General features: G+C 62.6%; 15 protein-coding genes. 13 read left to right on the top strand and 2 right to left on the bottom strand.

Annotation, left to right across the window (positions count from 1 at the left end; translation table 11 throughout):
• Nucleotides 1-3: 3 nt before the first annotated feature.
• Entirely contained in the window at nt 4-3,033 is a 3,030-nt protein-coding gene (locus GM415_RS09290; RefSeq protein ID WP_158947531.1) for a hypothetical protein, read from the bottom strand.
• Nucleotides 3,034-3,379: 346 nt separating this feature from the next.
• Here GM415_RS09290 and GM415_RS09285 point away from each other — a divergent pair, with 346 nt between their 5' ends.
• The 13 genes from GM415_RS09285 to GM415_RS09230 all read left to right on the top strand — a co-directional run bounded on the left by GM415_RS09285 (nt 3,380) and on the right by GM415_RS09230 (nt 16,457).
• Nucleotides 3,380-3,817: a response regulator gene (locus tag GM415_RS09285; protein ID WP_158947530.1), complete on the top strand. Its 438-nt coding sequence runs from the start codon at nt 3,380-3,382 to the stop codon at nt 3,815-3,817.
• An 18-nt stretch (nt 3,818-3,835) separates the two neighbouring features.
• Nucleotides 3,836-4,735 carry a response regulator gene (locus GM415_RS09280; protein ID WP_158947529.1) on the top strand — a complete coding sequence of 300 codons (900 nt, stop codon included), beginning with the start codon at nt 3,836-3,838 and terminating at the stop codon, nt 4,733-4,735.
• 33 nt (nt 4,736-4,768) lie between these two features.
• Nucleotides 4,769-6,619, top strand: coding sequence for an SLC13 family permease (locus tag GM415_RS09275; protein WP_158947528.1), 1,851 nt, complete (start codon nt 4,769-4,771; stop codon nt 6,617-6,619).
• Nucleotides 6,620-6,691: 72 nt separating this feature from the next.
• The gene (locus tag GM415_RS17975; RefSeq protein ID WP_199244278.1) at nt 6,692-6,841 is read left to right on the top strand and encodes a hypothetical protein; all 150 of its coding nucleotides are present in this window, start codon (nt 6,692-6,694) and stop codon (nt 6,839-6,841) included.
• Between the two features lie 12 nt (nt 6,842-6,853).
• On the top strand, nt 6,854-7,402 hold the full coding sequence (locus tag GM415_RS09270; protein ID WP_158947527.1) for a YIP1 family protein: 549 nt from the start codon (nt 6,854-6,856) through the stop codon (nt 7,400-7,402).
• A gap of 113 nt (nt 7,403-7,515) precedes the next feature.
• A complete protein-coding gene (locus GM415_RS09265; protein ID WP_158947526.1) occupies nt 7,516-7,899 on the top strand; it encodes a response regulator in 384 nt (127 codons plus the stop codon).
• 22 nt (nt 7,900-7,921) lie between these two features.
• The gene (locus GM415_RS09260) at nt 7,922-10,519 is read left to right on the top strand and encodes a PEP/pyruvate-binding domain-containing protein (protein ID WP_158947525.1); all 2,598 of its coding nucleotides are present in this window, start codon (nt 7,922-7,924) and stop codon (nt 10,517-10,519) included.
• Nucleotides 10,516-12,201: a sensor histidine kinase gene (locus tag GM415_RS09255; protein WP_158947524.1), complete on the top strand. Its 1,686-nt coding sequence runs from the start codon at nt 10,516-10,518 to the stop codon at nt 12,199-12,201. The genes GM415_RS09260 and GM415_RS09255 overlap by 4 nt, the downstream gene beginning before the upstream one ends.
• A complete protein-coding gene (locus GM415_RS09250) occupies nt 12,189-12,587 on the top strand; it encodes a sigma-54-dependent transcriptional regulator (RefSeq protein ID WP_158947523.1) in 399 nt (132 codons plus the stop codon). Before GM415_RS09255 ends, GM415_RS09250 begins: the two co-directional genes overlap by 13 nt.
• A complete protein-coding gene (locus GM415_RS09245; RefSeq protein ID WP_158947522.1) occupies nt 12,584-13,519 on the top strand; it encodes a sensor histidine kinase in 936 nt (311 codons plus the stop codon). The genes GM415_RS09250 and GM415_RS09245 overlap by 4 nt, the downstream gene beginning before the upstream one ends.
• The gene (locus GM415_RS09240; protein ID WP_158947521.1) at nt 13,516-13,941 is read left to right on the top strand and encodes a response regulator; all 426 of its coding nucleotides are present in this window, start codon (nt 13,516-13,518) and stop codon (nt 13,939-13,941) included. Before GM415_RS09245 ends, GM415_RS09240 begins: the two co-directional genes overlap by 4 nt.
• A gap of 43 nt (nt 13,942-13,984) precedes the next feature.
• Nucleotides 13,985-15,511, top strand: coding sequence for a two-component system sensor histidine kinase NtrB (locus GM415_RS09235; protein WP_158947520.1), 1,527 nt, complete (start codon nt 13,985-13,987; stop codon nt 15,509-15,511).
• A 328-nt stretch (nt 15,512-15,839) separates the two neighbouring features.
• On the top strand, nt 15,840-16,457 hold the full coding sequence (locus tag GM415_RS09230; protein WP_158947519.1) for a nitroreductase family protein: 618 nt from the start codon (nt 15,840-15,842) through the stop codon (nt 16,455-16,457).
• A 49-nt stretch (nt 16,458-16,506) separates the two neighbouring features.
• Here the strand turns inward: GM415_RS09230 and GM415_RS09225 are convergent, their stop codons facing one another.
• On the bottom strand, nt 16,507-19,662 hold the full coding sequence (locus tag GM415_RS09225; protein WP_158947518.1) for a PAS domain S-box protein: 3,156 nt from the start codon (nt 19,660-19,662) through the stop codon (nt 16,507-16,509).
• Nucleotides 19,663-19,796: the final 134 nt, after the last annotated feature.

Here is a 19,796-nt window from a genome sequence, read left to right as displayed (position 1 = left end):
GCGCTAAACGACTTCCTCCAACCGCTCCCGGTCGGCAACCATGGCCATCTTCTCGAGATCCTTGAGGTAGGTTCGATAGTTCAGAAGATAGAATGAAAGCGCGCCGGAGAAATTGCGGCCCACCAACCCGTTCACGAACAAGGTAGCCACGCGCCGCTCCCGGGCGAGGATCTGCTGCGAGGCGACAAACACCGCCGCCTCGTCGCCGGTCATGGCGGCCAGGGCCTGACGCAGGGCCTCGCGGGCGCGGGGCTTGTAGGTTCTGATATACAAGAGATCCAGGGCGTTGGCGATGACCTCGGGCACGAGGTCCACACCGCACTCACGCGACAGGTCAAGAAACTTTTGCGGCTTGTTCAGGACACAGACCATGTCCATGGTCGGGAAGGCTATTTCCAGACGGGAAAAGACCTCGAAGACCTGCTTGATCTTTTCGGCATAGTCCCAGCGGCGCATGGCGATGTTGTACCGCCGGTCGGCCAGCCCCTCGATGACGCCCGCAACGCAGTCCGACGAAAGCTTGGAAATGACCGCGGCCCAGAGCTGGAGCACGGCGGCCACGTCCGCCACACCGGCGGCTCCCAGGACCGTTCCCAGCAGTGCGCTCAAAAGCATGGCCACGGGAATGGAGAGGACGCTGCGGAAGAAATTCCCCGCCGCAACTTCCCGGGGCAACCCCCGAAACAGATTGTGGCTCGAGATGTAGACCCCGTTGGTCAGGGCCATGACCGTATAAAGCAACAGCGGGCTGGTGGCCACGGTGACGCCCAGCGTCGAGTCCAGCAACACCGATTTGCATAGCCAGTCGAGCAGGGGCACGGAGAAGCCGGTGTACAGCAATGAATCGGCGATGCGCTCCCAGTTGACGTAGTCGTTCCAGGCCAGATAGGGCGACCGTCGCAACCCCCCGCCACCGAGCACGGACTGAATGACGTTGCGAAGACCGGTTATGGCAAACCAGATGACCCCACCGAGATAGGCCAGCACCCACCACTCCTTGGTGAAGTAGAAGGTCAGAAAGGCAGGAACGAAGCCGCAGGCCACCTTGAACGCGTTTTTCAGGCTCGAATTGATCCGCTCCGGCGACGGACGCGTACGGCGCGCAGTGCCGTTCCCGGCAAGGCGAAACCCGTTGCCGTCCCGGCTCACGCCGCCCAGCGCGACGACGTTGCCGCCCTCTTCGCCGGTCACCCGGTAGCCGCCCACATGCCAGCGCGTGCGCGGGCGACACGCCAGGTTGCGCCCCCAGGGCAGGCGGCAGAACAGCCGCGATGCGGCCCCGGCCAGTCCGGTTCCCGCCCTCAAAGGGCCGAATTCCAGGGACCTGACCACAACGCCCTCCACCGGAACTCGGTCCTCGGCCCGCTCCAGCCGGACCTCCCGCTGGGCGCGCGGGGGCAGCGTGTCGACCACGGCGAATCCCATGCCGTGGGTGCGCGAGGCCCGTCCTGTGGACCCGCTGCCGATCCGCGTCCTGAGCGTCACTCGCTTGTAATGGCCTAGCAGGTCGTCGAACCGGACGAGGACCCGTTCAAGGGAACGCAACCGTTCGAAATGCCCGGGAGTTTCCTCCCTGCGCAGACGGTCCATGCATTGCCGGATCAGACGCTTGAGCAACACCGCGTTCTGTTCGTTCAGCGCCTGTTGCAGGACGCTGAACGGCCTGCGCCGCTGCGCCTGAAGCCGGGTAAAATTCTTGATGTTAAAGACCTCGAGATGGGTGATCCGTCCCTCGCATTCGAGCAGGATTTCCAGCACGTCTTCCAACTGAAGCCCGGAGAGGATGAGCGTCAGTTGGCTGGAGTGGCAGGCCGAACGCAGCCTGGCGGTCAACTCCGAAGGCGACAGCCTCAGCAGTTCGGGATCATCGCCCCCGTGCGGCGCGTCAGGATCAGGCATATTCCGGTTCTCAGCCGGAGCGAGATAACGTTCGATGAGGGCGTCCGCGTCCAGTGCGTCCAAAGACTCCACCATCATGGCGATGCCCTCACGTGCCGACACATCAGCCTGAGCATACTCCCGCCGTAGCTCCTCCACCCGTTTGCGGAAGAGAGGCATTGCCGAACGGTGAATATAATCACCCAGTTGCTGCAGGGTAGGCTCACCCTCCCCAGCCGACCGGGCAAAGGCCGCGCGGTCCACGGGCGGTAATTCGACCCCGAATTCCCGGAGCACGGCCTCCCGGTGACGACCATTGAAGTTGGCGATGACGGCGTGCACGTACCGGCTGCGGTAGGCGCGGACCTCCCTGCCCAACTTCATCAATCGGCTGACCCCCTGCTGCCGAAAGAAGGCCTCCACGTCGCTTTCATCCCGCAACCCTCCGGGACACCAGACGACCTTCACGAACCGTCCCCGGAACAAGGCACGGTATTCGATACCCAGCCTGACGGTCACGCCGAGAATCCGGCCCGCCGCGAACAACTCCCCGGCCACTGCCGGGTCCATGACATCATAATAGACCACCGTGAGAAAGCGGATACCCTTGATCCACGCGTCCATGACCAGATGTGCCGGCGTCTTCCGCCCCTTGCTGTTGGCGTCGTGCACCCTGTCGTCGAAGGTGACCTGGTTCCACTCCTCGGGCATCTCGAGCAGGTGATATTTCTCGAGTTGCTTCCGCAGGAATCCCACCTTTCCGGCTGCGGCCCGGCGAAAGTCGTGGGCCAGCTCCAGTTGCCTGCGGCTGTCGCCCTCGGCCCGGATCAATTCCTTCATTATCTGGACCAGCACCCTTGCCCGATTGTTGCGCATCGCCCCGCGCGCCGCGGTCAGGGTCTCGTCACGCAGGGAGATGAGCGCCTTGAGTCTATCCGAGGCCTGATTCGACTTCAGCGACTCCAGCAGCTGGAGGATGGCATAGGCCATGCGCAGACCACGATCCGCGGCCAGTTCCTTGATCCCGTGGGGCCGCAGGTACGGCATCAGGATGGTCTTGAAATGGGAGCGGTCCACTCCCCGGTTGAAGACATCGCCCAGAATCTCGAGCAGCCTGTAATCATTCTCGTCGTAATAAAGGGATGGCAGGGACAAGGCATTTCTCCTCAATGCTGTGCGCATTCGCGCAATTGGACCCAAGTGTATGAACGTCAAGCAACAAGCATGCCCCGTATCATGCGCCCGCATGCCTTTCCCGCGCTCCGGCCCATAAACCCTTTGCCACCAATCAGTTCCGCCTTGAGGTCGCCCGCTACACACGCCCCCCGAACGTCGCTTCGAGGCGCTTCCTTTGCCCGATATTGAATCTGGCAAACAGATCACGCATAGCAATTTGCAAGAATATATCCCATTAAATCAATGAATTAACTTTGGCACACCGGTTGCTAAGTCGAGTTCGACAACAGATCGATAAACCGCAGATCCAACAAACGGTGAGACCATGGAACAGTTGAAAATACTTCTGGTGGACGATGAGGAGCGGTTGCTCAGCACCACGAAAAAACTCTTCGAAAAGATCGGCATTCAGGCGCTGACGGCCTCATCGGGGCGGGAAGCTCTGGAGGTGCTCGATGCCAACGAGGTGCACGTGGTTTTCCTGGATCTCAAGATGCCCGGCATGGACGGCATGGAGACACTCCAGCGCATCAAGAAAACCTACCCGCTCATCGAAGTCATCATCCTCACCGGACACGCGACCATGGAGACGGCAGTGGAAGGGCTCAAGCTCGGCGCACTGGACTATCTCATCAAGCCCGTGAGCATGAAGGATTTCCTGGGCAAGGCGGAAGAGGCCTTTGCCAAGGTCACGCTCCAGAAACAAAAGATCCGCTCTGCACGCATGGCCGAAGCCGCCGGCGGACGGAGACAACAGCGATAGCAACTCAAGGAGGTTGAAATGGTTAAAATCAAGGTCCTCATGGTAGACGATGAGGAACGCTTCCGCACCACTACCGCGAAAATACTGGCCAGAAAGGGATTCGACACGATCCTGGCGGCCAGCGGGGAAGAGGCGCTGGACAAACTGGGCGAAGGGCCGGACGTCGTCATCCTTGACGTCAAGATGGGCGGACTGGACGGGCACGACACCCTCAAGCTCATCAAGGCCAAGCACCCGGACCTGCCGGTGATCATGCTGACCGGGCACGGCGACGTCCCCGGCGCGAAGAAAGCCTACGAGACAGGCGCGTTCGACTACCTCGCCAAGCCGTGCGACGTGGACCTGCTCGGCGCCAAGATACAGGACGCCCACGACTACGCCACCAAGGCCGCCTACGTCGAGAAGCTGGTGGCCGACATCATGATTCCGCTGGAGCGGTACACCCAGATCCCCCTGGACAGCACGGTCAAGGACGCCATCAAGGCCCTGGAAAAGGCCATGCGTCACCTGCTGGCCACGGACAGGCTCATGGACACCGGGCACCGCTCGGTGGTGGTCACCCGCACCGACGGCAGCGTGGCGGGCCTGCTCAGCCCCCTGGACCTCATCGACGCGGTCCGGCCCGACTACCTCTCCGCACCCAAGCCGTCCATGGCCGACAGCCTCCAATACTCCGCCATGTTCTGGCAGGGGCTGTTCACCTCCCGGGTCAAGGAAATCATGCGCAAGCCCGTCAGGGACCTCATGTCCGACACCATCCACGAGATCGACGCCAACGCCAACCTCATGGACGCGGCCAACACCATGGTCACGCTCCCGGCCAGGCGCATGCTCGTCCGCGCCAACGGCACGGACGTCGGCATCGTGCGGGAACAGGAACTCTTCTACGAGATCGCCAAGATCATCTCGGCCAGCTGAATTTAACGGAAGTCCAACACGCAGAGGTTACACATGGCTCAAGAAAAAAAGAAAGCGACCGGTTACGACAAGTTCGTCAACTGGAAACTGCTCATCATCCCGGTGGTAATATTCACGGTGATCCTGATGCTGCCCACGCCCCAGGGCATGAAGACCGTGGGCATGCAGTATTCGGTGGGACCCAAGATCGTCATCAACTACCTGTGCCAGGAGCTCTTCGCCAAGAAGAGCGCCGATTGCGACCAGTGGCAGATCCTGACCGCGCGCATGATGGAACAGAACATGCGCATGGGCGCCCTGACCAAGGAACGCTTCATGAAGCGTAACGCCAAGTGGGCGAAAAAATATAAGATCCCGGTGGATTCAGCCAACTTCCAGCGGGCTTACGACAACATCAGGGACAACGTCTCGGCAGAGACCTACCTGAAGACCATGAAGAGCGCCTTCGACCTGCGGATGAAGGGGCTCCGGTATGACGACCTGTCCAAGGGCGACCAGAAGAGCGCCGACGCGGGCATGTGGAAGATCAAGGTGGCCATCGCCCTGGTGGTCTTCGTGGTCTTCTGCTTCATGACCGAATGCATGCCCCTGCCCGGCGTGGCCTTCTCCATCGGCCTGATCCTCGTCTTCAGCGGCGTGGTCGGCCGGACCGAAGTGGCCGGGCTATACTGGTCCGACGCCTGCTGGTTCATCATGGGTTCGCTCATGTTCGCCGCCGCCTTCGTCAAGACCGGCGTGGACAAGCGCATGTGTCTGCTCATGTTCAAGAAACTGGCCGTGCCCAACGTGCGCTGGATCACCCTGATCTTCTTCATCGTCATCAGCCCGCTGGCCGCGTTCATCTCCGACCACGCCCTGGCCGCCATGTTCCTGCCCATCGGCATGCTGCTCTACCAGAACAGCCTGACCAACGAGGTGCCCGAGGACAAGGAGCTGGCCAAGATGCTGATGATCACCATCGCCATGGCCTGCAACATCGGCGGACCGGGCGCTCCCTCGGGCGGCGCGCGCAACGTCATCATGATGACCTACCTAAGCGACATGTTCGGCATGGACATCGGCTACGCCCAGTGGATCGGCTACTGCATGCCCTTCGTCATCATGATGATCCCCCTGACCTGGGTGGTCACCAACATGATCTTCAAGCCGAAAATCACCTCCCTGGCCCCGGCAATGCGCCACCTGGAAGGGGAGATCGGCAAGATGGGCAAGTGGAACAAGCACCAGATCTGGGCCATGATCATCTTCGTCGTCATGGTCTTCGGCTGGTTCACGGAAAAGGCCTTCTACCAGGCCGGCATCTACCCCATCCGCCTCGGCATCGGCGTCATCGCGGTCGCGGGCGCAGTGGCCTACCTGCTGGCGGGCGTGGTCAACTGGCGTGACTACCAGGAGAAGGTCGACTGGGGCGTTGTCTGGCTGTACGCGGGCGCGATCATCTTCGGCCACACCCTGGACAAGACCGGCGCGGCCTACTGGCTGGCCCAGTCCGTCATCGACCTGCTGGCCCCGCTGGGCATGAGCCAGGGCATCCCGCTCATGCTCACCTCCAACGGCCTGACCGCAGTGCTGACCAACCTGATGGCCGACGGCCCGGCAGCCGCCGCGGTCGGTCCCATCACCCTGAACCTGGCCAGCATCGTGCATCCCGGCACCACCTTCCTGCCCTTCATGGCCATGGCAACGGCGGTGGCGTCTTCCTTCGCCTACTGCCTGATCATCGGCACACCGCCCAACGCCATCGTCTACGCCTCCGGCTATCTCGAGCCCAAGGACTACGTCCGGGTAGGGATTCCCATGTGGTTCGTGGCCAACATCCTGATCGTCATTCTGACGGCGGTCTACTGGAGCGGCATCGGATTCAACAACCTGCCCTCGTTCTGACGAGGCTGAAGCGCAACCAGTCCCGGCGGCCCGTACCGGCAGGCCGCCGGGACCAACAGGGAGGGAAACGACATGAAACGCACGAACGAAAAAGGCAGAACCTTCGTCCACGAATCCGGAGTGACCTACTTTTCCAAACGGACCGAGAGACGGATTCTCTTTGTCCTGACCGTGGCGATGCTCCTATGGGGAGCCGTCGAATACGCCGCCGCGATACTCTAAGGAGGAATCGACATGGAAGCCACACAGACCACCGGTTTCAGAATGGGCATCAGGGAATATTTCGACACCCTCTTCGAGGTCATGCGCTCGCCATCCGCCCATTTCGAGCGGGCCGCCGTGGAGACCGACTCCAGACGGGCCAGGTTCTTCCTCATGGTGTCCGCCCTCTTCTACTGCACGGTGAGCATGACCTATTTTTATGAAAACTCCCTGGCCATGGGCTCGATCATGCTGGCCAACGCCGTGCTCATGCCCGCCTTCGGCGCGATGATCACCTTCATTCTGCTCGGCATGAGCGGGCAGGGAAAAGTCCCCTACGGCAAGGTGTTCAACATCTACGCCTATGCGAGCGGCGCGGTCATGGTCGTCTCCTGGATCCCCGGCCTGGCCATCGTCATGGAGCCGATCCGCGCCCTGCTTGTGGGCATAGGCCTGGTCAAGAGCGCTGGAATCGGCAAGCTCAAGGCGGCCCTCCTTGTGATGGTGACCGCGGTGCTCCTGCTCCTCTTCTTCTGGAGCGCGGCCCCGCTGGCCCTGGAGTTGAAACCCCTTTTCCAGTGAGGATGGCCCGTTTCAAGGGAAACGGGCGTGCAAACTCCTTACCCTCCCCTCCCGGCCGGGGGCACCCCCAGGCCCCCGGCTCCGGAAGGGCTGGTCCAACCGGGAGACAGGACATGCAGAAGATACACCTGTTGCTGGTCGACGACGAAAGCGACTTTCTCACGGCCTATTCACGGCGCTTCGCCCGCCGCAATGCCGAAATCACCGTGGCCTCGAGCGGTCTTGAGGCTCTGGAAAAAGTCCGCGAGGAAGAGTTCGACGCCGTAATCCTGGACGTCATGATGCCCGGCATGAACGGCATCGAGACGCTCAGGCGCATCAAGGCCGAGAAGCCGGACCTGCCGGTCATCATCCTGACCGGCCACGCGGACAGCGCCACCCTCATCGAGGGCATGGACATCGGGGCCTTCGACTTCCTGCTCAAGCCCGTGGGGACCGATGAACTCTATTTCAAGGTCCTGGACGCGGTCCGCGCCCGGCAGCGCGCACAAGGGTAGTCCGAGGCCAAGGGAGAGTAAGATGAAGCAGGCACTCAAGACGCTGTTCAACTGCATCCGCCGCAGCCCCGAGGGACGGAGCGAGGCCGCTCAGCGGTTCCTGGCCAAGTCCGAAAATTTCCGCCTGCTGCTCGCCGCCAACAACACCGCCCTCGAGACCATGGCGGAGATGAGCGAGGAGGCTCGCTCGGAGTGCGCCTTCGGCATCGCCCACGTCAAGGCCCAGAGCCTCAAGGCGGCCACGGGCGTTCGCCAGATGATCGAACGCCTCTGCCTCATGTCCCCTGGAAAGTACGAGGCGCTCCGGGACGTGTTCAACGCCATTGTCCGGGAGATGGACCAAAGCATCTCCGGTCCTACGGCCCCGACCCCCGGACCGCTGGTGATCGGCCTCGACCGGGTCCGCGCCGAAGACCTGGCCGAAACAGGGTCCAAGGTGGCCTTGCTCGGCGAAATCCGCGCCGCGTTGGGCGTGACCGTGCCCAAGGGATTTTCCATCACGGCCTCGGCCTTCCGTCTGTTCATGGAACGGACCGGACTCGGGGACGAGATCAGCCGCTTGATCCAGATCCACGACGGACGCGACCTGGAGGAGCTCCGCGCCCTGGAGGAGGCCATCCGCGCGGCCATCGACATGACCCCGATCCCGTCCGAGATCAAGGAGGCTATCCAGACGCAATGCGAGAGGCTGGGCAAGGTACGCCTGGCAGTGCGCAGCAGCGCCCTGGGCGAGGATTCGGCGGGGGCGAGCTTCGCGGGCCAGTTCCGGTCCGAGCTCGGGGTCCGGCCCGACCGCGTCATGGAGGCCTACCGCTCCGTGGTGGCCAGCCTCTACTCGGCCACGGCCATGACCTACATGCTCAACCGGGGACTGCGCGAAGACGAGACCGCCATGGCCGTGGGCTGTATGGAAATGGTCGACGCCGTGGCGGGCGGAGTGATCTACACCCGCTCCCCCATGGGCGCGGGCGACGACATTACGGTCATCGCCGTGTCCGGCCTGCCCTGCGCCGCCGTGGACGGCAGCTCCCAGGCGGACTCCTGGACCGTGGACAGGAAAACCCTGAGCATACGGGACAGGGAAATCGCGGAAAAGTGTGTCCGCTACGTGGCCGTGGGCGGGAGCCGGGTCCGCAAGGAGAAGCTCTACGGAGAAAAGAGCGTGGCCCCTGCCATCGGGGACGAGACAGCCGTTCGCCTGGCCACCCTGGCAAAGCGCATCGAAACATATTTCAGGCACCCGCAGGATATCGAATGGGCCTTGTCGCGCAACGATCGCATAGTCATCCTGCAGTGCCGCCCCCTGACCCTGGAGCGGGCCCCGGACCTTCATGGCGAGGAGGAAACCGGGGCCGCTCCGCCCCCTGCCTGGGACGGCGACCTCCCGTTCGCGCTGCTGACCGACGCGGTCACGGCCTGTCCCGGCGCAGCCGCAGGGTACGTCTTCCTCGTGGACAGCACAGAGGACATGTTCGCCTTCCCCGAGGGAGGCGTGCTGCTGGCGAGGTATGCCAAGCCGATGCTGTCGGCACTGCTGCCACGGGCCTCGGCCCTGGTGGCCGAGCACGGCAGCCCGGTGGGACACCTGGCCAACGTGGCCAGGGAGTTCGGCATCCCCGCCCTGATCGGCGCGCCGGATGCGGTGGAGCGGCTCTCTGGCGTGGGCACGGTCACGGTGGGCAACGGCGCGGTCTACCTTGGCAGACGCCAGGGCGTGCTGGACAGGGCTCCGGCCAGGCGCGCTCGCCGCGCTTCGGAGGTGGCCATGGCTCTGGAGCGCGTGCTCGCGCACATCGTCCCCCTGAATCTGACCGACCCGGAGTCACCCGATTTTCGGCCGGAGAAGTGTGCGTCCCTGCACGACATCACCCGCTTCTGCCATGAAAAGGGCGTGGCCGAGATGTTCGCCAAGGGATGCGGCCCCACGGCCAACGCCCGCAAGCTGGAGGACGGACGGGTCATGCGCTACTGGCTGGTGGACATCGGCGGAGGCACCGCCGACCCGGACGGCAGCGGCGTCATCCGTCTGGAGGACATCCGCTCCAACGCCATGCGCGCGGTCTGGCACGGCATGACCGCCGTCAAGTGGCAGGGCCCTCCCCCGCCCAGCGCCGAGGGGTTCCTGTCCGTGCTGACCTCGGCGGCGGGCAACCCGGCCCTTGCAGCGGGCGCGCGCAATCCCATGGGCGACCGCAATTATTTCATCGTGGGCGCCCACTACTGCAACCTCCAGTCCCGTTTCGGCTTCCACTTCTGCACCGTCGAGGGGTTTGCCGGGGACGATCCGGGCGGCAACTACGCCCTGTTCCAGTTCAAGGGCGGCGGAGCGGACATGGCCCGGCGACACGCCCGCGCAAGGCTGGTGGCAGGAGTCATGGAAAAGCGCGGCTTCCTGGCCGAAGTCCACGACGACGCGCTCTACGCCAGGCTGGAAGGGGCCTCGCGCCAAGGCACGGAGCAGGCCCTGGCAATGATCGGCTACCTGCTCATGCACACCCGGCAGACGGACATGGCCATGGGCGGCTCCGAGGCGGCCGCCCGCTACGCCGAACAATACGAGCGGGACATCGAGGCCGTCCTCGCGAGCCTGCCCGAACATGGGGAGGGGGCACGGTCATGAACGCCGCATCCTACGCCAGACTGAAGTGGAATCTGGTCCTCATCACACTGGGGCTCTCGCTCATCCCGCTGTTCGCGCTGGGCTATGTCATCAACTCGGAATTCCAGCAGACCTACGAGGAGAAGCTGACCGGCAACCTGAAGCTCATGGTCGCCAACAAGCGCGACGCCATCGACATGTTTCTCAACGAGCGGGTGGTCCAGCTCAGGATGCTGGCCGACCTGCACACCTTCTCCCAGATAACGGACCAGGCATACCTGGACACGGTCTTCGCCGCCGTGCACAAGGCGTCGCGCTCCTTCATCGACCTCGGGGTCATCGACCGAAACGGCCGCCATGAGGCATACTGCGGCCCCTTCGACCTCAAGGAGGTCAACTACGGCGACGAGCCGTGGTTCCATCAGGTCATGCTCAAGGGGCTGTACATCAGCGACGTGTTCATGGGCTTCCGCAACTTTCCGCACTTCATCATCGCGGTGAAGCGGCAGGAGGCGGGCAGGACCTGGATTCTCCGGGCAACCATCGACTCCGAGGCATTCGCTTCGCTGGTCCGCAACGTGCGCACCGGGCTTTTCGGCGACGCCTTCCTGGTCAACGCGGAGAACGAACTCCAGACCCCTTCGCGCACCGGCGGCAAGGTCCTGTCCAGAGCGGCCATCCCGGCCGCGCAGGGGACCGAGGGTATCGAGGTCCTCAGGTGGGAGGACGGCGACACTGAGTTCATCGCCGGGACAACCGCCCTGGCTCACACCAACTGGCGGCTGGTCATCACCGAGAACCCGGCGGAGGAGCTCTCGCCCCTGCTGCGCACCCGGTCGCTGGTCTTCAGCCTGTTCGCGGCGTGTGCACTGATGATCTTCTTCGGAGCCTACGTCACCGTCACCTCGGTGGTGAGGCGGCTCAAGGCCTCGGACCGGGAGCGCGCCGCCATGGACGCGGCGGTCATGCAGTCGAGCAAGATGGCCTCCCTGGGCAAGCTGGCCGCCGGGGTGGCCCACGAAGTCAACAACCCGCTCTCCATCATCCGCGAAAGCGCGGGGTGGATACGGGACATCATCAACGACGGAGAGCTGGGCGAAGGCGAGGCCGTGGACGATCTGCAAGAGGCTCTGGGCGACATCGACCGCCACGTGGAGCGGGCGCGCACGGTGACCCACCGCATGCTCGGGTTCGCCAGGCGCATGGAGCCCCTCAACGAGGACGTGGACGTCAATATGCTGGCCAACCAGACGATCTCGTTCCTGGAAAACGAGACCCGGCACCGGAACATCGAGGTGAGCTGCCGCCTTGACCCGGAGCTGCCCCTGATCACCACCGACTCGAACCAGTTGCAGCAGGTCATCCTCAACCTGCTGGAAAACGCCATAGACGCCATAGACGAAAATGGAGCCATAACGCTGAGCACCAGAAGGGACGGGAACGGGATCGCCATGGATATCGCCGACACCGGGGAAGGCATAGCCAGGGAGAACCTGAACAAGGTGTTCGACCCGTTCTTCACCACCAAGGCCACGGGCGAGGGAACCGGGCTCGGCCTCTCCATAGTCTACAGCACCCTGAGCAAGCTCGGCGGCACCATCAACGTGCGCAGCGCACCCGGCTCGGGCACCGAATTCACGATCCGGCTTCCCCTCGCCTGCCCCCACTTCCCCGGCTGCCAGGAGGACCCATGCCTAGAATAAGAGTGCTCGTCGTGGACGACGAACCCGATTTCCTGAAACTGATCAAACGGAGACTGTCCAAGCGCAATGTGGACGTGGACGTAGCCGCCAGCGGCGAGGAGGCCCTGCACTTTCTCGAAGAGGCGCGGGTGGACGTGGTCATTCTCGACGTGCGCATGCCCGGCATGAGCGGCATCGAGACCCTGAAGGAGATAAGAAAGCGGTTCAGGGAGGTGGAGGTGATCATGCTCACAGGGCACGGCTCCATGCAGTCCGGCATCGAGGGCATGAACCTCGGGGCCTACGACTACATCCTCAAGCCCTTTTCCATCGACGACCTGCTCACGCGCATCCGGGCGGCCCGCGAACACGCGGGACTCCGCCGCGAGCGCAGGGAGAATGCATGAACCTGGCAAAAGCGAGACGCGTGGTCCGGGCGGGGCAGTACGCCTACCCCGCCACCTGGCTGGCACTGGCGGCCCTGGCCTGGGCCCGCCCCCTCAGGGAGCACGCCTTTCTCACCGCCGTAGCGGTGCTCATGGCCGCTGGCCTGTGGCTGCTGCTGCGGACCACGACCCGCTGGCTCGTGGACGCGGCCGCGGAACAGGAAGACCTCGGCAAGCAGCTCATCCACTCCCAGCGCGTCCTTGCCCTGGGGGAAATCTCGTCGGGCATCGCCCACGAGATCAACAACCCGCTGAACATCATCCTCCAGGAGGCGGAACTGATGCGCGCGGACCTCGACGACGTCCCGAACTCCGACTCCGAGGAGATGAAGGAGATTCGCGAAGGCATCGAGGTCATCCTCTCCCAGGTGCGCCGCTGCTCGGATATCACTCACAAGCTGCTGGACTTCGCCCGCAACCGCAAGCCGGTCTGCCAGTACGCGAACATCAACCGGCTGGCTGAGGACATGCTCACCCTGGTGGAGCGCGAAACCGTCCCCAGAAACATCCGTGTGGTGCGACGGCTCAATGCGCGGCTGCCCGAGGTCAAGACCGACCCGCCCCTGTTGCGCCAGGTCTTCCTCAACCTGCTCATCAACGCGGTGCAGGCCGTGGGTCGGGACGGTGAAATAGCGATCTCCACCTTTGTCCGGGATGGTATGGCCTGCACCGAGGTGCGGGATAGTGGCCCGGGGGTCGCACCGGAGGACATGGCCCGGATATTCCACCCTTTTTTCACCACCAAGCCGCCGGGCGAGGGCACGGGCCTCGGCCTGCCCGTCAGCCTGCGGATCATCAATCAACTGGGGGGCGACATCACGGTGGACTCCGCGCCCGGCAAGGGCGCCGTGTTCACGGCCCGCATCCCCCTGACCCCGAAGAGGTGCCTATGACGATCAAGGGAAAGATTCTCGTCATTGACGACGAGGAACGGTTCCGCACCACCCTGGCCAGGCTTCTGCGCAACGAGGGGTGCACCGTGGAAGAGGCCGCCGACGGGCTCGACGCGGTGAACAAGCTCGCGGCGGGCAGCTACGACGTGGTCCTGCTGGACATGCGCATGCCCGGCTTTTCGGGGCGGGAGGTCTTCGAGGAGATCAGGACCCAGGGGTTCGACGTGGAGACCATCTGCCTGACCGGACACGCCTCCATCAAGGGGGCCACCCAACTGCTGCGGGACGGCGTGTTCGACTACCTGCTCAAGCCCGCGTCCATGGAGGAGATCATCCAGGCCATACGGCGGGCTCTGGAACGGAAACGGCTGCGCCACGGCGAAATAGGCGTGACGCAACTCATTCAGGAATCAGGCACATGACGCCCCGCTCCCGCACCTTCACAACCAGCCCAGGAGGCTTCGCATGACCGACTTCTCCCATGACACCCTGGGGATATGCTACTGGAACGGCACCCTCGGCCCCTTCGATATCGGCATCGTGGGCAGCGGCTCCGCCCTGAAGGTTCTGGTGGACATGATCTACAACGAGGCGTTCCGGGAATTCCTGCCCGACATGCGCCTGGTGGCCTTCAGCAACGCCGGACGGCGGAGCGACATCAAGGCCTATTGCGAGACATGCAGCCCGGTCTACGAGACCCACGAGGAGATGCTCGCCAACCACCCCGAGATCAACCTGATCATCGAGATCACCGGGGACAACGCGGTCAGCTCGCGCATCAGGCGGTCCCTGCCGCCCCACGTCTCCCTGCTGGACCACCGGGAGGTGGTGTTCCTGTGCGGCCTCCACGACATGGCCCTGGTCAAGGGCAACTACATGAACAACCTCGACCACCAGCGCACCCTGCTCCAGTCCATCATCGACGAGATCCGGGAGGACATCCTCCTGCTCGACAAGAGCGGCAACATCGTGGACCTCAACCGCATCGTCTGGCAGCGGGCCGGGTCGACGCGCAAGGAGCTGCTGGGCAAGCCCTGCTGGCAGGCGCTCAGGCTCAGGGATGGAGCGGATTTCTGCAACCGGCTCGACCCGGCCTGCCCCTATCACAAGACCCTGCAAAGCGAACGGAAGGAAGAGGCTCTGGTCACCCGGATCAACGAGGACGGCCTGCTGCAGTACTACCGGCTCTACGCCTATCCCATCTTCGACATCCGGGGAAACATGTCCCATGTCATGGTCATGCACCGCGACATCACCGAGCGTACGCACCGGGAGAAATACCAGCAGCAGCGGGACAAGTTCGCCATCATCGGCGAGATGTCCACATATCTGGCCCACGAGATCCGCAACCCGCTGTTCGCCGTGGGCGGGTTCGCCAATGCCCTGCTCAAGTCCCCGGGCCTGGGTGAAAAGGAGCGGGAGAAGGTCCGGATCATCGTCGACGAGACCATGCGGCTGGACAAGATGCTCGCCAACATGATGCGCTTCGCGCGTCCTTCCCAGACGGCCCACGGTCCGGCAGACGCCCTGGCCATCTGCCGCGACACGGCGGAGCTCATGTCCGTTGGCTACGGCAAGCGGGGCTATCGCTTCGAGGTCACGGACGAAGGCAGCCTGCCCCCTGTTCACGGCGACCCGGACGCCATCAAGCAATGCGTGGTCAACCTGATCAAGAACAGCATCGAGGCCATGCCCGCCGGTGGCGCAGTGTCCCTGGACCTTCGACTTGAAGGCGGCGAAGTGGCGCTCCGGGTCGGAGACGAGGGTGTGGGCATGAACGAACAGGAGCAGGACAAGGTGTTCAGCCCGTTCTACTCGACCAAGGAGAACGGCATCGGTCTCGGCCTGGCCATGATCAAGAAGATAATCGAGGAGTACGGCGGGTCCGTGAGCCTGACCAGCAAGCCCGGCAAGGGCACCACGGTTACCCTGTTCCTGCAGCCGGTCCTCGACGTGCCCGATTCGATCGAAACGGAAGGGGAGCACTCGTAAGTTTCGCCGCTTCTCCTCCCCGTCTACCGTCACGGAGTCACAAGCGCCAGCCGTCCCCCCTGAGGCGGCGGAATGCGGACTAACCCGTCCGTGCCGGTACCGAAGCGGGCAGGCGGTCCACTCCGGACCAGAGCCTGTCCGCTTCGGCAAAATCTCCATTCCCCGGTTGCGTCACCCTGCAAAGATGGTTATCAATTATCATTAACTACTCCGCCGTCCAACGGCGTGAACAAGAAACCAACCAGCGCGGCAGGAGCCCGTGCCCGGAAAACATCGCGGCCAGGCCACACTGAAACCGCAGCCAACCCAAGCTCAAAAGGAACGCAATATGGACTTCAAGCAAATTCTCGAAAACCGCAGGGCCATCAACTTCTTCGACCCCGACAGGGACGTCAGCGAGGAAACCGTAAGCACGATCCTGGAAGAGGCGGCCAAGGCCCCGTCCAGCTTCAACCTCCAGCCCTGGAAGGTCGTGGTTCTCCGCGATCCGGACAAGAAGGCCGCCCTGCGAAAGCTGGCCTTCGACCAGCCCAAGATAACCGAGGCACCGGTCGTGCTCATGATCCTGGCCGACCGGGATGGATGGAAGGAAGGGTGCGACACCCTGGAAAAGCATTTCGCCAACGACCTGCAGCCGGAGCAGCGGGACTGGTTCATCAACGCGACCAAGGGCCTGTACGGCACCAGCGCGGAGTCCAGCCAGGCCTTCGCCAACAAGAATGCCGGGCTGTTCGCCATGTCCCTCATGTACGCCGCCAGCGACCAGGGGCTGCACACCCACCCCATGGACGGTTTCGACCATGAGGCCGTGCGCGAGGCCTTCGACATTCCCGACAACTACTGGATTTCCATGCTCATCGCCGTGGGACACGCAAAGCCGGGCCTGGAGATCCTCCCCAAGGCGTGGCGACAGTCCTGCGGAGAAATCATCCTCAAGACCTACTAGTAAAACCAGGCCCCTTCCCCTCGGCGGCAAAGGCCGGGGGGAGGCGGGGCTACGTCTCGACGGACAGCTTGTCCAGATAGGCCTCCAGCGCCTCAAGCTCGATGGGCTTGACCACGTACCCGTCCATGCCCGCCTCCAAAAACTTCTCCCGGTCGCCGACCATGGCGTATGCGGTCACCGCAATAACCGGGATGTCACGGTTTTCTTCTCCTGCCTCGCCCCTGCGGATGGCTCGCATGGCCTCCATGCCGTCCATGACCGGCATCTGGATGTCCATGAGCACCGCGTCGAACCGATCTTTCTCGAGTGCTTCAAGCGCCTTCTGCCCGTTTTCCACGGTGGTTACGGAATGTCCGGCCTTTTCCAGCAGCCGCCGGGTGACCAGCCTGTTGACCCGCTCATCCTCGGCGAGCAGCAGATGGCAAGGCAATCCCCGGCCGCGGGGCTCCCTGCGTACGGCGCTCGCCGTCAAGGGCAAAGGCTCGCCTAGGAGGAAGGGAATGGAAACATAAAATACCGTACCGGCCCCTTCGTCGCTTTCCACGGCCATGGAGCCACCCATGAGGTGAACCAGTTGGCGGCAGATGGCCAGCCCGAGTCCGGCCCCCTGATGGTCGCGCGTATAGCCCTCGCTCACCTGAGTGAAAGCGTCGAAAAGGGAATCCACCTTGTCGGACGGGATGCCGCTGCCGGTGTCGCTCACCATGAACAACAGGCGGCAATGGTCCGGTGGCGCATATGGCAATCGGTGCACTGAAAGGGTCACTGACCCGTGCGTGGTAAACTTGAAGGCGTTGCCGATCAGGTTGGTGAGCACCTGTTGCAGGCGGATGGCGTCCCCCATGACGGTCTCGGGCAGCGATTCGCCGGGCTCGTAGCGCAGGTCCACCCCGGTCTGGTTGGCCGTCAGACGATACAATTCGAAGACCTGGCGGCAGCTCTCCTCCAAATCGAACGGGAGATGCTGCACCACCAGCTTTCCGGCCTCCACCCTGGAAAGATCCAGAATGTCCGTAAGCAGCCGGGTCAGCCGCCTGGAGGAATACATGGCATCGTTCACGTAGCGCGACTGCTCGCCGTCCAGCCCGGTGGTCTGCAGCAGTTGCAGCATCCCCAGGATGCCATTGAGCGGGGTCCGGATCTCATGGCTCATGTTGGTCAGGAATTCCGTCTTGGAACGGCTGAAGGCCTCGGCCTGCTCCTTGGCCGCGCGCAGATCGTCGCGCACCTTCTTGTGCTCGCTGAAATCCTCAACGGTGGCTATGACTTCCGTGGGTGATTGTCCGATGTTGACCGGGTTGAACTGGGCGAGGAGATAGCTCGTCTTGTTTCCGGTCACGGAAGTATAGTAGTTTTCGTAGGACGAAGGCTCGCCTCTCAACGCCTTCTCCATGGCCTGGCGCATTTCCCTACAGATGCTTTTCAACGGGTTGAAGCCGACCACAACACTGCGGGGCGCACCCATCAGTTCCAAAAAATTGTCATTGCAGTCGAGGATGCGGCCGTCCTCGCCGAAACGGACCATGCCGAGCGGGGAGTTCTCGAAAATAACCCTGTGCCGCAGTTCGCTGTCCCTCAGTTCGGCCTCGGCCCGCTTCGACTCGGTTATGTCCCGAAACTCCACGACGCGAACCGGCCTCCCCTTGTAGGGGATACTCCGTCCTTCGATACGAACGGGATACTCCTCTCCGTTTTTCCTGATTCCCACCGCCTCATAGGCATTTTCGCCTTTGCGACGGATATTCTCCATGACCATTTCCCTGTAGGATGGCGTAATCAGCAACATCCCGTCCATGCCGATCAACTCGTCCGTACCGTAACCGGTCATATCCGCAAGTCCCTGATTGCAGTCGATGATGATCGAATTGTCATGAATGAAGATTCCGCCGAAAGAAGCGTTGTGCAACGCCTTGAACCGCAGCTCGCTCTCCTTGAGTTCCCTGGCGATCCGATTCCTCTGGGTCATGTCCCTGGCCACGCCCAGAACGCCGAGCAAATTCCCCTCGTCATCGTAAAGAGGCGTCTTAAGGGTTTCGAGTTCCTCCCTGTGGCCGTTATCCTTATAGGTTACCGTTTCCTCGATGACCTTTGGCCGGCCCGCCTCGATGGCAGCAAGATCGTCCCGGCGGAAGGCGTCCGCAGTCTCCCGGTCCACGAAGTCGTAGTCTTTCCGGCCCACGATCTCCGCCTCTTCGGCTCCGTACAACCTGGAAAACCGCTTGTTGCAAAATATGAAATTGCCGTCGCCGTCCTTCAGCCATACCAGCTCGGGGATATTCTCCAGCAACGCACGGAGGTGCGCCATATTGACTTGAAGGGCCCGGTTGGCGCTTTCGGCTGCCTCCATGGCCCGCTTCAGGTCGTCTTCGCCCCGCTTGCGGTCATTGATGTCTGAATGGGTGCCGATCATCCGCACCTCACCAGGTGCGTCCTCCGAGATAATGGTCTTGGCTCGGGTGAGAATCCACTTCCACTCACCGTTCTTGGTCCGCATGCGCAGTTCGTGCTCGAAGGCCCCGCCCGGCCGCTGTTCCCGCAGAAGCACGTCCTTCATGTCCCTGAGGTCGTCTTCGTGGACCAAGTTCTTCCATGTTTCGTAGGAATGGGGCATCTCATCCGGCTCGTAGCCCAGCATCGTGAACCAGCGCGCGTTGAAATAGACCTCTCCGGTGGTGATGTTCCAGTCCCACACCGCGTCGTTGGCCGCATCCAGGGCCAGGGCCAGCCGTTCCTCCCCACGGCGAAGGGCAGCTCTCGCCTCCTCCTGAGAAGTCAGGTCGATGCCGAAAGAAACAATGCCGGAGACAGTACCTTCCGGGCCTCGATTCAAGATATTGAACCAGGAAATGGTACGTTTGGAGCCGTCTCTGGTGAGGATGTCATTTCTGTTCAGGGAATGGGAGCCGATGCTCTCTTCCCGAATGGTACGAAGCAGGACATTTCGGACATCATCGCGTATGGCCTCGGGCAGAAAGAGCGTGAACCAATCCTTGAAACGGACCTCTTCCAAAGTCCATCCGGTCAGTTCCAGAAAATACCTGTTGGCAAAGAGAATCCGGCCCTTCTCGTCCAGCAATATCCCCACCTGGGGAATATGCTCGAGCACGTTGTGCCATCTGGATTGGGACCTGACGAGCTCACGCTCCAATGAAGCGACCCGCTGTTCCAGTCGCAATATTTCACGATCCTTTGACGATGCGTCCATACTTTCCTTCTGCCACGGGTAGGGGACTCACAGAGTACACTTCACCATCTCACATTCACGCATAGCACGTAACCCCCATTGCCAAAAGGCCATTAGACTTCCACAGCAGCTCAAATCTTCCCACTTAAATCATT

This window comes from Pseudodesulfovibrio cashew (assembly GCF_009762795.1).
GTDB classification, from domain to species: Bacteria; Desulfobacterota; Desulfovibrionia; order Desulfovibrionales; family Desulfovibrionaceae; genus Pseudodesulfovibrio; species Pseudodesulfovibrio cashew.
The sequence above is the reverse complement of the archived record's forward strand: the minus strand, read 5'-3'. Positions and strand labels throughout refer to the sequence as shown.